The following is a 12,183-nucleotide window of genomic DNA, read 5'->3' on the forward strand; positions in this document are numbered from 1 at the left end:
GCATGGGCTTCCTCATCCGCGTCGTCGTCAACGCGTTCGCGATCTGGGTCGTGACCCTGATCCCGGCGCTGCAGGTGTTCGTCATCCCGTTCGCGCCCGGCGAGACGCTGCAGCTGGTGCTCACGCTGCTGCTCGTGGCGGTGATCTTCGCCCTGGTGAACACGATCATCGGCACGGTGATCAAGGTGCTGGCCTTCCCCATCTACATCCTCACGCTGGGGCTCATCGGGCTCATCATCAACGCGTTCCTGCTGTGGCTCACGGCCTGGCTCACGCACTGGTGGAACTGGGGTCTTCGCGTCGAGGACTTCTGGTGGGGCGTCGTGGCGGCGATCATCATCTCGCTCATCAACTGGATCTTCGGCATCATCCTGCGCCCCCGGAAGAAGGACTGACCGGCCGCTCGCCTCGCGTCGCTGCGTACTCGGTCACCTGGACCGACTCCGCCGTCGCCAGCCGATCGAACACGGCCTGCAGCTCGCCGACCCGCGGGTCGGACGAGGCGTCGACCATCGCCGCGGTCTCGGCGTACGCGGTCATCCGATGCGCGGGCACGTCGGCGTCGGCGAGACCGATCTCGGTGTGGGCGACGCGCTCGGCGACGAAGCTGCCGGGCGCGCCGACGGCGGCGTTGTGCCCTCCGCCCGCGAGCGCGGCCACCGGATCGTCGGTGTGGCGCAGCGTCACGCTGAGCGTGCCCGTCCCCACATCGGCGGCGACCGGATTGCCGAACGTGACCAGCGTGCGCGTGTCGTACTCGCCCTCGAGCGCGAGGTGCGAGCCGATCATCGCCCCCTGCGAGTGCCCGAACGCGTGCACGACATCACCCGGCCGTGCACCCGCCTCGGCCAGCGCCTGCGTGGTCGCCGTATACGACTCGGACTGCCGGCCGGTGTAGAGCTCGTGGTTGGACTGGTTGTCCCACGGGTCATCGCCCCCGTAGGCGAAGGACTGCATGCCGGCGATGTACACGGCGTACTGCGTGGTGCCGTCGGGCATGGAGTACTTCTCCACGCGCACGCGGGAGTCCCCGGCCCCCGGCATCCGCTGCGTCACGGCCGTCAGGCTCTGCGGCGCCCCGGCTGCCGGCACGGGCGCGACCGGGGTCAGCGCGACGGGGCCGGCCTGCCCGCTCAGACGCGCGTCGCGGGACAGGCGGCCCTGGCCTCCGATGCCCAGCACCGCCGCGCCCGCGATCGTGCCGAGGCCGAAGACGGCACCTGTGCCGATCCCGACCGGACCGCCGAACTCGGAGCCGACGACGAGGCCGCTCTCGGCAGCCTGCCGCGCCAGTTCGCCCGGCCAGTTCACGGCCCGGTCGAACTCCGACCACAGCGCCGTCGACCACGCTTCGGGGTTCTCCTGGCTCAGCCTCGTCACGCGCGTATCGATCGACGCCGCGCGCTCGGTGTCGCCGGCGGCGAAGGCGGCACGATGCTCGGCGCTCAGCTCGACCAGCTCGTAGGCGATCGCGGCTTCGCGCAGCGAGTCCGCGATGCGCTCGGCCTCGGCCCGCACCTCGACGAGCCGCTGGAACAGCACGGTCACCGACGAGAGCGCGTGCCACGCCTGGTCGCGCAGACCCAGCAGCGTGCCCTGCGGATTGCCGAGACGCCGGCAGATCCCCTCGAGCTCCGCCTGCGCCGCGAGGAACAGCACCCCCGTGTGGCGCAGCGTGCCGGTGTCGACGGCGACGGCGCCGCCCCCGCGGATCTCCAGTCCCGTCTCGCTCCGCGGCCAGGTCGTGGGCAGGCCGCTGAAGCGGTCCCTCCAGTGGACGTCGACCGTACGGCCCTCGTCGAAGGGGAGCGCGCCGTCGGGCAGCGGCGGGAGTCCGTCGCCGCTCATCGCCCAACCGCCGGGGTGGACGCGGCCGCGAACGCATCGGCTTCACGGAAGGCAGCGCGGTCTCGCGCGTGGGACGCGTCGATCCGGGCGGTCTCGGCAAGGCAGACGAGCCCCGAGACCTCACCTGCCCACGACTCGGCCTTCTCGTGGAACGCCGTCGCGGCACGGGACTGCCAGTCGGTGGCAGCGGCCAGCCCGCGAGCGGTGGCGGCAGCATCCGTCAGCCGTTCGATGATCGTCGCGAGGTCGCGCACGACGACGGCGAGCTGGTGCGAGGCGGGGGCGCCGGGGTCGTTCACGCGTCCATGCTCGCGTCGGCCGCCGGCCTGACCGACCCGCTGCGGCCCATCTGTGCATGACCGCGCGCTGAGTCCCGTTTGGGGAGGAGCCGGCGGATGCCGCAGCCCAGGAACGACGAAGCGCCGCCCCGCCAGGGAGCGGCGCTTCGTGCGCGCGTGGCTAGAAGAGCTCGAGAAGCCCCTTCACGCCGACGATCACCTTGGCGGTGTCGGTCGCGGTGTTGCCCGCGGCATCCGTCGCCGTCCACGTGAAGGTGTACACCGCGCCGTTCACGGCCTTGACCTCGAACGTGCGGTCGCCGGTCTGCTCCCACTCGGCCTTGCTGCTGCCGGCGACCGTGACGTCGGTGAGCTCGACGGTCACGTCACCGCGGTCGTCCTCGGCCTCGACGAACAGCTTCACGGTGCGCATCTTGTTGTTCGGCACCAGGATGAACGACGGCAGCGCGACGGCCTCGATGGTCGGCGCCGTCGTGTCGGGCGGCGTCAGGTCGAGCCCGACGATCACCGGGTCGTGGTCGCTCGAGCGGTACGCGTCGGGCGCGTAGAGCGCGTCCTGGGCGGGCTGCTTGAACGTCATGTCGTAGTCGATGAGGCTCGGCTCGTCGGCGTTGACGTTCCACGTCGTGGCTCCGGTGACCTCGTCGAGCACGTCGCCGCCGGCGAGTGCGTAGTCGAGGTAGCCGAGCTGGCCGTCGAACACGTACGAGTAGGCGTCCTGACCCTGGAACTGCGCGAGCAGATCCGTGTACCCGGCGCCCGCGAGCAGCTGGATCGGGTCCTCCTGCGCGTAGGAGTTCAGGTCGCCCATGATGAGCTCGCGACCCGCGCCCTGAGCCGTCGGGTCGGTGGCGAGCCAGTCGGCGAGCGCTGCGGCTGCCTGCGTGCGCACGCCGTTGCAGTTGCCCTGGCCGTTCGGATCGGTCGGGTCGTTCACCGCGTTGCAGTCCGATCCCTTCGACTTCAGGTGGTTCACGACGACGGTGAAGGTCGCGCCCGCCGCGTCGGTGAAGCTCTGCGTGAGCCCCGGACGGTTGAAGTCGTCGAGCCAGCGGGCGTCCTTCGACTGGTCCATCAGCTGGAACGCACCCGCCGGCGTGACCGACGCCGGCTTGTAGATGAGCGCCGTCGTGATGACGTCGGTGCCGATGACACCGGTCTCGATGTGGTCGTAGACCTCGGCGCCGAGACGCTCGTTGAGCGCCGCGGTGAGGGCGGCGACCGCCGTGCCGTTGTTCTCGATCTCGATCAGGCCGAACACGTCGGCATCGATCTCGGCGAGCGCCGTGACGATCTTCGCCTCCTGGCGCTCGAACTCGACCGGGTCGTTCGCGCCGCGCGCGTCGGGACCGGTGAGCGTCGTGAAGTAGTTGAGCACGTTGAAGCTCGCGACCTTCAGTTCGCCTCCGACCTCCGGCGCGGGTGTGCGCGGGTTGCCGACGGCGAAGTCGGCGCCTGGTGTCGAGTCGGCTGAGCTGGGCTGCACGGCCCACACGTCGAACCGGTAGTCGAGCACGCCCGTCGCGTTCGTCACGAGGTCACCGCTGCGGAACGTGTTCTCGAGCGTGAAGACCTCGCCGTTCGGGTGGATCGCCGGGTCGGGGTTCTGCGACCCGCGGCCGTCGTCGACCGTGATGCTCTCGGCGATGTTCTTCGCGGCGAGCGCCACTGCCTCGGGCGAGCCGGCGTCGTACAGGCCGGTCGGCTGGGCCTGGCGTCCGAGCGACAGGCTGAAGGTGCCGAAGCGGCCGTACTCGAACGTCTCGGCCACGGTCAGCTGCTGCGGCAGCGTGACGTACATGCCCTCCGCGGCCTCGCGCTGCTCCTCCGACAGCGGCAGGCTCAGCGCCGTCGGCGCCGGCAGCTCGCTCGTGCCGCACAGCTCCACGTCGGCGGCGACGATCTGGGTCATGCCGAAGTGCTCCGTCGCCTCGCCGGCGACCGAGACGGCGTCGCCGACGGCGACCTCGGCGCTGCCCGGCGCATAGACGAAGACCCCGTCGGATGTCGCAGGGTCGCCGTCGCCGGCATCCTGCACGTAATACCCGTCGAAGCCGCCGGTCTGGAAGTCGCCGACGACAACGCCCTCGACGAGCACGTCCTCACCCGCGACGGGTGTCGCGGCGCCCGCGCCCTGCACGGCGCCGATGGCGACCGGCTCGAGGTCGCAACCGGCCTCCACGGGGTCCGTGCCGGGGTCGGTGGCGGGCGGCAGCGCGCAGTCCGCGTCGTGCACGCCGAGCCCGTCGAACGTGTCGGTGGCCAGCCCCGTCCAGCCCGCGGCCGGGTCGAACGCGTCGTTCGCCGTGACGTCGCCGACACACGTGTCGGCCGCGCGACGCAGCGTGTTGTCGGCGGTGGACGTCAGCCCGGTGCCCCATTCGCTGCCGGGGTCTACGCCGACCTGCCCGAACACGTCGACGATCGTGCCGTTCTTGGCCAGCGCCACGGCGTCATCGCCGTTGAACAGGCCGGACGACGTCGTCTGGTCGGCCTGGGCGAGGATCGCGGCACCGGACGACGCGTGCGCGAAGACGAAGACCTCGTCGGGTGCGATCGTGCCGGCCAGCGGCACCGTCAGGCCCGCCGACGCGCTGCCGTTGAAGTACACCTGCAGGGCGTAGCCCGATGCGGCGAGGTCGACGGCCGCGGTGCTGGGGTTGTAGACCTCGAGGGCCTTGTTGTTGGACGAGCCTTCGATGTACTCGCTGATGAGCAGATCTCCGGATGCCGCGGCCGCAGGCGGTGCGGCGACCATGACGGCCGCGGCCGCGAGCGCTGCGGCGCTGACGACGGCCGCCAGGCGGCGGGGTGAACGGGACAGGGGCACAGATCCTCCATTGACGGTCGCAGCGGCGAGACACGCGTTTGACGGGAAAGGAAGGCGGGCAGCCTCCCTCGATCCTCACAACGTAGGGGAGTGGCATCCGTCCCGGAAGACCGCGAGGAAGAGAGTTCCTTAACGTGAGGTTGCGGCTGGGCGCCGAATCTCCTCTTGGGCGCTCGCGGCGGCCGCGCGAGAATGGAGTCCATGACCTCGACCGCCGTGGAGCCCTTCCGCGTCGTCTTCGTCTGCACCGGCAACATCTGCCGGTCACCTATGGCCGATGTCGTCTTCCGGGAGTTCGCGGATGCCTCGGGCCTGGGGATGCGCGTCGCCTCGACGAGCGCGGGCACCGGCGACTGGCATGTGGGCGAGCGGGCCGACCAGCGCACGATCGAAGCGCTGGCCCGGTCCGGCTACGACGGCACGAGGCACCGGGCGCGGCAGTTCACGCACGCCGACTTCGCCCACAGCGACCTCGTGGTCGCACTGGACCGCAGCCACGAGCGCATCCTCCACGGCTGGGCCCGCACCGAGACGGATGCCGACAAGATCGCGCTGCTGCTGTCGTTCGATCCGTCCGCCAGCACGCTCGACGTGCCCGACCCGTACTATGCCGGGCCCGGAATGTTCGACGAGGTGCTCGGTATGATCGAGAGCGCGAGCCGGGCGCTCTTCCGGCAGCTCGAACCCGCCATCCGTCCGGTGCCCTGACACCGGAGTGGCGCCTGCATCCCGATGGGAGCACCGTGACCTCTCTGCCTCCGCAGCCCCTCAGCCCGCTCGACGGCCGCTATCGCGCCGCGATCGGCGAGCTCGCCGACTACCTCTCCGAGGCAGGGCTCAACCGCGCGCGCGTCGAGGTCGAAGTCGAGTGGCTCATCGCCCTCACCGATCGCTCGCTGTTCGGCACGTCGCCGCTCGGCGACGACGACAAGTCCCGTCTGCGGTCGCTGTACCTCGAGTTCGGTCAGACCGAGATCGACTGGCTCGCCGAAAAGGAAGCCGTCACGCGCCACGACGTCAAGGCCGTCGAGTACCTCGTGCGCGACCGGCTCTCGGTCCTCGGTCTGGACGGCATCGCCGAGCTCACGCACTTCGCGTGCACCAGCGAAGACATCAACTCCGCCTCCTACGCCCTCACGGTGCAGCGCGCCGTGCAGCGCGTGTGGCTGCCCAAGCTGCGCGCGGTCATCGCTGCGCTCGGCGAGCTGTCGGTGGCGCATCGGGATGCCGCGATGCTCAGCCGCACGCACGGCCAGCCCGCCACGCCGTCGACGATGGGCAAAGAGCTCGCGGTCTTCGCGTGGCGCCTCGCGCGCGTGGCCGACCAGATCGAGGGCGGCGACTACCTCGCGAAGTTCTCGGGCGCGACCGGCACGTGGTCGGCGCATCTGTCCGCCGCTCCCGACGTCGACTGGCCCGAACTCTCGCGTTCCTTCATCGAAGGACTCGGGCTCGACTTCAACATCCTGACCACTCAGATCGAGTCCCACGACTGGCAGGTCGAGCTGTACGACCGCGTGCGGCATGCCGGCGGCATCCTGCACAATCTCGCCACCGACGTGTGGACCTATATCTCCATCGGCTACTTCACGCAGATCCCCGTCGCGGGTGCGACCGGCTCGTCCACGATGCCGCACAAGATCAACCCGATCCGCTTCGAGAACGCCGAGGCCAACCTCGAGATCGCCGGCGGCCTGCTCGCCACCCTTTCGCAGACTCTCGTGACCTCCCGCCTGCAGCGCGACCTCACCGACTCCACGACGCAGCGCAACATCGGCGTCGCCTTCGGCCATTCCCTGCTCGCGCTCGACAACCTGCAGCGTGGCCTCACCGAGATCTCGCTCGCCGAGGACGTGCTGCTGGCCGACCTCGACGGCAACTGGGAAGTGCTCGCCGAGGCGATCCAGACCGTCGTGCGCGCCGAGATCGCCGCGGGCCGATCACAGATCACCGACCCCTACGCGCTGCTGAAGGATCTGACCCGCGGCCGCCGCGTCGGCGCCGCCGAACTGGCCGAGTTCGTGCGCGGACTCGACATCGGCGATGCCGCGAAGGAGCGTCTGCTGGCCCTCACCCCCGCGACGTACGCGGGACTTGCGTCGCAGCTGGTCGACGAGCTCGGCTGAGCGGGACCTGCTCAGGCCTTCGGGGTGCCGCCGGCTGCGGCATCCGGACCCTCGTCGTCCCCGTCGTCGTCGTCGGAGTCGGGCAGCAGCACCGGCTTGTCGACCTGCTTCGTCACCTGCGCGGGGTCGACCGCCAGCAGCAGCAGAGCGACGACGACCAGCACCGTGATGAAGGTGACGCCGGCGATGATCAGCGCGAGGATGACGGCGGCCTGCGCCTCTTCGCTCGTGCGCTGCTGGAAGAAGCCCATCGACACCAGGGTCACGATGCCTGCGAAGGCGGCGGCGCCGAAGGCCATCCCGAGCAGCTGTACGGGCTTCATCAGGTCGCGGCGGGTGGGGCGGTCGTCGCTCACGCGGAGTCCTTCTGGTCGGCCGGTGCGGGTGCGTCCGTGACGGCATCGGCGCCTGCGGGGCGGGGGGAGAATCCGGCGATGCCGAGGTACACGGCGACGATCGCGGCGTAGCCGCCGAAGATGCCGACGCCGATGATGGTCCCGGTCAGCGTGAAGGTCTGGCCTGCTTCCTCGACGGTGTAGTCCAGTGCGTAATCAGGCTGGACGAACAGCAGGACGACGCCGAGGATCATCGTGACGGCGCCGATCACCACCGCGTCGCGGCTCTCGGATCGCGGCGCGACGGGAACCGCGGCGCGCGCGTCGGCAACGCCGGGCACGATCTCGCGGCGCGAGGTGCGGCCACGCAGACCGAGGGAACCGGCGATCAGCTCGACGCCGCCGCTCAGGAGCGCCCACACGATGACGACGGTGAAGAAGCCGCCGACCGTGCGCAGAGGAGCGAGCCCGCCCGCCATGCCCGCGACCAGGGTGATGCCGCCGATCGCGACGGCCTGCCAGCGCCGGCCGGCGGGATACACGAGCCACACGGCGAGCAGGAGGACCATGCCGGTCGCGATCGCGAAGCCGCTGAAGACGGCCGCGCCGACGGCCGCGGAGTGGTCGGGAGAGAAGGTGATCATGACCGCTGCGATCGCCGCGAAAGCGGCGCGCGCGAGTTGCACATGGCGCACGTCGAACGTGCGGGCGGAAGCTGAGGTCACGGTGTTCCTGCGGAGCGGCGGGTTCCCGGATGCGGGAACGGATGCCTCCATCCTACGTGCGCCGCCGCCGGAGCCTCCGGTGCCCGGCTCAGCGCAGGGTGTCGAGGATGCCGGCGAGCAGCTCGAACGTGGTCAGCGGCGACACGATCGCGAAGCGCAGCACGGGCTCGCCGGCGTGGGAGCTGGGCACCACGAACGCGTGCTGCTCCTCGAGCAGGCGACTCGACCAGGCGTCATAGTCGGCGAGCGTCCAGCCCTCGCGCCGGAACACCACGACCGACAGCTGCGGGTCACGCACCAGTGAGAGCTCGTCGCGGTCACGGATCTCGTCCGCGATGCGGGCCGCGAGATCGATGCCGTGCGCGATCGCGGCGCGGTACGGCTCGGTGCCGTGCGTCGCCAGCGAGAACCACAGCGGCAGGCCGCGCGCGCGACGCGTGAGCTGCACGGCCAGGTCGGACGGGTTCCAGTCCGGCTTGCCGGTGAGGGTGTCGAGGTACTCCGCCTGCTGCGTGTGGGCCGACAGCGCCAGGGACGGCTCGCGGTAGATCAGCGCGCACGCGTCGAACGGCGCGAACAGCCACTTGTGCGGGTCGACGATGACCGAGTCGGCGAGCTCCACGCCGGCGAAGGCCGGGCGCATGCTCTCGACGAGCATCGCCGCCAGCCCGTACGCGCCGTCGACGTGGAACCAGACGCCGTGCGCCTTCGCCGCGGCACCGACGCCCGCGATGTCGTCGACGATGCCGAAGTTCGTCGTTCCCCCGGTGGCCACGACGGCGAACACCGCATCGCCGTGCTCGTCCAGCGCGCGCGACACCGAGGCGCCGTGCAGGCGCCCGTCGGCGTCGACGGCCGTGGTGACGACATCGACGTCCATGACGGCTGCCGCCGAGGCGATCGACGAGTGCGCCTCGGCGCTGCACACCACGAGCCAGCGCGCAGGGTCGGCGCGGCCGGCGTCACGGTTGCGTCGCCGCGCGGCGTCCCTCGCCGTCACGAGGGCCGACAGGTTGCCGATCGTGCCGCCCTGGACGAACACGCCGCCCGAGCCCTGCGGCATCCCGAACTCGGCGGCAAGCCAGTGCAGCACCTCGTTCTCGGCGAAGACGGCCCCGGCTCCTTCCATCCACGAGCCCCCGTAGATGGCGGATGCCGACACCACGACGTCGAATGCGAGCGCGGCCTTGGTGGGGGCCGAGGGGATGAAGGAGAGGTAGCCGGGGTGATCGGTCGAGAGGCAGGCCGGCGCGAGGACGTTCTCGAACAGGGCGATCGCCCGCCGCGCGCCGATGCCGTCGGCCGTGATCGAGCCCGAGGCCAGTCTCGACAGGTCCCGCGGCGTCATCGGCTTGTCGAGGGGCACGTCCTCGTACAGAGCCCGGCGCCGTGCGTAGTCGAGCACGTCGTCGACCGTCGAGCGGGTCTCGGTCGAGATGGCGTGCATCTGAGTGGGAACGGATGTCGCGGTCATGGGGCTGCTCCACGTTTCGGGGACACCTCACGCTAGGGGCGCGCGGGCGGGCGTTCAAGGTGCGCGGGGCTCGGCATCCGCCCACGACCGACCGATCGGGCAGGAATGGAGAAGCACGCACGACAGCGCCGCGCGTAGCGTGAGGGCCACGGGCCAGGAGGCCCCCAGCGCGAAGGAGGAAGACATGGCCGGCAAGACGACGTCGGACGGATTGACCGAGGAGGAGCGCGACGCCGTCAAGGCGCGCGCGAAGGAGCTGCGTGCGCAGGCGAAGGCGGGCAAGAGCCGCGAGGCAGGCACCAAGCAGGTGCTCGAGGCGATCGCCAAGCTCGACGGGACCGACAAGGAACTGGCCGAGGGCCTGCACAAGCTCGTCGGCGAGGCCGCACCCGACCTGGTGCCGAAGACGTTCTACGGCTTTCCGGCATACGCGAACGAGGCGGGCAAGGTGGTCGTGTTCCTCCAGCCCGCGTCGAAGTTCAAGACCCGCTACGCGACGATCAACTTCGACGACCCGGCGGCCCTCGACGACGGCGACATGTGGCCCATCGGCTTCGCCGTCACCGCGTGGACCCCCGCTGTGGAGAAGACTCTCTCCGCGCTGGTGAAGCAGGCGGTCTCCTGACGCATCCGATGGCCCCACCCGGTCGTCGGCGGCACAGATTACGCCGCCGACGGGCCGTTTGCAACGGGATGAGCGGATCACGACCGGTCGCATAGCTTTTCGACATGGCTACCGACTACGGTTCGAACGACCCGAGGCGCGCGGACGCCGCCCACCTGGGCGATGACGACCGCACCGTTCCGGTGGAGCGCTCCGCCCCGGCCGACCGCACCGTGCCCGCAGACCACGCCGACACCGTCGACGAGCGGCGGTCGCTGCGCGAGGAAGTGCTCAGTCGCGAGAACGAGCGCTTCGGCGGCTTCAAGTTCGGCTCGGCGTTCTTCGGCTGGCTCACCGCGATGGGCGCGACGGTCCTGCTGACGGCCCTCGTCGCGGCAGTCGGCACGGCGCTGGGCCTGGCATCTCCGGAGGCGATCGACGACGCGGCCGCGGCCGCCGAGCAGAACCTCGGAGCCGCCACCATCATCGGCGCCGTCGCCATCGGCCTGGTGCTGTTCATCGCCTACTTCGCCGGCGGCTACGTCGCCGGTCGCATGGCGCGCTTCAGCGGCCTCAAGCAAGGTCTGGCGGTCTGGCTGTGGGCCATCGTCATCGCCGTCGTGCTGGCGATCATCACCGCCATCGCGGGCAGTCAGTGGGACGTCTTGACCGCTCTCGAGGGGTTCCCCCGCATCCCCGTGACGCCCGAGACGGCTACGACCACCGGGATCCTCACCGCCGTCGGCGCAGCCATCGTGACCCTGGTGGGGGCGATCCTCGGAGGCATCGCCGGCATGCGGTACCACCGTCGCGTCGACCGCGTCGGACTGGGTGCGTAGCGCCCTCAGAGCCAGGGCCCGGCGACGCCGGGCCATCACAGAGAGAAGGGAGATCGCCCATGGGCATGGGAGACGACATCAAGCACAACGCAGAGGAAATGAAGGGCAAGGCAAAGGAGGCCGTCGGGGACGCGACCGACAACGAGCGTCTGCAGGCCGAAGGCCAGACCGATCAGGCGAAGGCCAACCTGAAGAAGGCCGGAGACGACATCAAGGACGCCTTCACCGGCGACCGCTGAGCCAGCCCTCTGCAGGTGCCCCCGGCCGGCTGGCCGGGGGCATCGGCGCGCCAGGACTCAAGCGGCGAGAAGCGACTCGATCGCACGCTGACGGAAGACGCGTGATCCGGGGGTGTTGAAGTGATGCCGGCCCGGGATCTCTTCGAATGTGCCGCGTGGTGTGCTCGCGGCAAGCGCGCGGGAGCGCTCGAGGATCGCATCCTCGGACCCTGTCGCGAAGAGGATCGGCTGCCGGGGCGGACGCTCGGGATCGGGGTCGGCGTCCCCGAAGCGCATGCCCTCGGCGAGCGCGAGGAGGGCGCTCAGGTCGTTGCCGGGCACGCGCTCGGCGAGGGTCACGTAGTTGCGTGTCACCGGATCCTCCACCGCTTTGCCCTCTTCGGCATACGCGCGTGCCTGGTCGATCTGCAGGCGCGCCAGCGGGCGTCCGTCCGGGATGCCGCCCAGCACCGCTCGTGACACGTGCTCGGGTGCGTCGACCGCGAACTGCCAGCCGACGCGCGCTCCCAGGGAGTAGCCCACGTAGCGGACTTCGTCGACGAGATAAGTGTCGAGCACCGTGATCAGGTCGGACACGAACGATCCCATGGAGTACGCACGCGGGTCGCGCGGCTTGTCGCTCGCGCCGTGTCCCCTCTGGTCCACGCCGATCACGCGGAAGCCTGCCCGCGTCAGATCGCGCACCAACCCGGTCTCGACCCAGTTGTCGCGGCAGCTCGACGCGAACCCGTGCACGCACAGCACCGGGTCGGCGTCGGGCTCGCCCCACACATACGTGGCGATCTGATAGCCCTCGTCCGTCATCACGAAGCTCGGGGCGGGCATCTCGGTGCGGGCGAGCGGGGCAGCGGCATCCATCCCGCC

13 protein-coding genes are annotated in these 12,183 nt (G+C 70.6%); 6 read left to right on the forward strand and 7 right to left on the reverse strand.

Annotation, left to right across the window (positions count from 1 at the left end):
- Positions 1-2 precede the first annotated feature (2 nt).
- Positions 3-395 carry a phage holin family protein gene (locus ACLKM7_RS06000; RefSeq protein ID WP_436446246.1) on the forward strand — a complete coding sequence of 131 codons (393 nt, stop codon included), beginning with the start codon at positions 3-5 and terminating at the stop codon, positions 393-395.
- Here the strand turns inward: ACLKM7_RS06000 and ACLKM7_RS06005 are convergent.
- From ACLKM7_RS06005 to ACLKM7_RS06015, 3 genes are all read right to left on the reverse strand, one after another.
- Entirely contained in the window at positions 367-1,848 is a 1,482-nt protein-coding gene (locus tag ACLKM7_RS06005; protein WP_436446247.1) for a hypothetical protein, read from the reverse strand. The two genes, ACLKM7_RS06000 and ACLKM7_RS06005, sit on opposite strands and share 29 nt — an antisense overlap.
- On the reverse strand, positions 1,845-2,147 hold the full coding sequence (locus ACLKM7_RS06010; RefSeq protein ID WP_436446248.1) for a hypothetical protein: 303 nt from the start codon (positions 2,145-2,147) through the stop codon (positions 1,845-1,847). The genes ACLKM7_RS06005 and ACLKM7_RS06010 overlap by 4 nt, the downstream gene beginning before the upstream one ends.
- A 160-nt stretch (positions 2,148-2,307) precedes the next feature.
- Positions 2,308-4,977, reverse strand: coding sequence for an ExeM/NucH family extracellular endonuclease (locus ACLKM7_RS06015; RefSeq protein ID WP_436446249.1), 2,670 nt, complete (start codon positions 4,975-4,977; stop codon positions 2,308-2,310).
- Between the two features lie 201 nt (positions 4,978-5,178).
- Here ACLKM7_RS06015 and ACLKM7_RS06020 point away from each other — a divergent pair, with 201 nt between their 5' ends.
- Both ACLKM7_RS06020 and purB read left to right on the forward strand, forming a co-directional pair.
- Entirely contained in the window at positions 5,179-5,685 is a 507-nt protein-coding gene (locus tag ACLKM7_RS06020) for a low molecular weight protein-tyrosine-phosphatase (RefSeq protein WP_436446250.1), read from the forward strand.
- A 35-nt stretch (positions 5,686-5,720) separates the two neighbouring features.
- Entirely contained in the window at positions 5,721-7,103 is a 1,383-nt protein-coding gene (purB, locus tag ACLKM7_RS06025; protein WP_436446251.1) for an adenylosuccinate lyase, read from the forward strand.
- 11 nt (positions 7,104-7,114) lie between these two features.
- On the opposite strand, the gene ACLKM7_RS06030 is transcribed toward purB, so the two are convergent.
- The 3 genes from ACLKM7_RS06030 to ACLKM7_RS06040 all read right to left on the reverse strand — a co-directional run bounded on the left by ACLKM7_RS06030 (position 7,115) and on the right by ACLKM7_RS06040 (position 9,637).
- A complete protein-coding gene (locus ACLKM7_RS06030) occupies positions 7,115-7,459 on the reverse strand; it encodes an amino acid transporter (RefSeq protein ID WP_436446252.1) in 345 nt (114 codons plus the stop codon).
- Positions 7,456-8,163 (reverse strand): acyl-CoA synthetase, encoded by a 708-nt coding sequence (locus tag ACLKM7_RS06035; RefSeq protein WP_436446253.1) that lies wholly within the window; start codon positions 8,161-8,163, stop codon positions 7,456-7,458. Before ACLKM7_RS06035 ends, ACLKM7_RS06030 begins: the two co-directional genes overlap by 4 nt.
- An 88-nt stretch (positions 8,164-8,251) precedes the next feature.
- Positions 8,252-9,637 carry a pyridoxal phosphate-dependent decarboxylase family protein gene (locus ACLKM7_RS06040; RefSeq protein ID WP_436446254.1) on the reverse strand — a complete coding sequence of 462 codons (1,386 nt, stop codon included), beginning with the start codon at positions 9,635-9,637 and terminating at the stop codon, positions 8,252-8,254.
- A 184-nt stretch (positions 9,638-9,821) separates the two neighbouring features.
- Between ACLKM7_RS06040 and ACLKM7_RS06045 the strand changes: the two genes are divergently transcribed.
- The 3 genes from ACLKM7_RS06045 to ACLKM7_RS06055 all read left to right on the forward strand — a co-directional run bounded on the left by ACLKM7_RS06045 (position 9,822) and on the right by ACLKM7_RS06055 (position 11,319).
- Complete coding sequence (locus ACLKM7_RS06045; RefSeq protein WP_436446255.1) at positions 9,822-10,262, forward strand: hypothetical protein; 441 nt, start codon at positions 9,822-9,824, stop codon at positions 10,260-10,262.
- 104 nt (positions 10,263-10,366) lie between these two features.
- Positions 10,367-11,080 carry a hypothetical protein gene (locus tag ACLKM7_RS06050; protein ID WP_436446256.1) on the forward strand — a complete coding sequence of 238 codons (714 nt, stop codon included), beginning with the start codon at positions 10,367-10,369 and terminating at the stop codon, positions 11,078-11,080.
- Positions 11,081-11,139: 59 nt separating this feature from the next.
- A complete protein-coding gene (locus ACLKM7_RS06055; protein WP_436446257.1) occupies positions 11,140-11,319 on the forward strand; it encodes a CsbD family protein in 180 nt (59 codons plus the stop codon).
- Positions 11,320-11,376: 57 nt separating this feature from the next.
- Here ACLKM7_RS06055 and ACLKM7_RS06060 read toward each other — a convergent pair whose 3' ends face one another.
- Positions 11,377-12,177 carry an alpha/beta fold hydrolase gene (locus tag ACLKM7_RS06060; protein WP_436446258.1) on the reverse strand — a complete coding sequence of 267 codons (801 nt, stop codon included), beginning with the start codon at positions 12,175-12,177 and terminating at the stop codon, positions 11,377-11,379.
- Positions 12,178-12,183 lie beyond the last annotated feature (6 nt).

Source organism: Microbacterium sp. I2 (assembly GCF_051364985.1).
Taxonomy (GTDB): domain Bacteria; phylum Actinomycetota; class Actinomycetes; order Actinomycetales; family Microbacteriaceae; genus Microbacterium.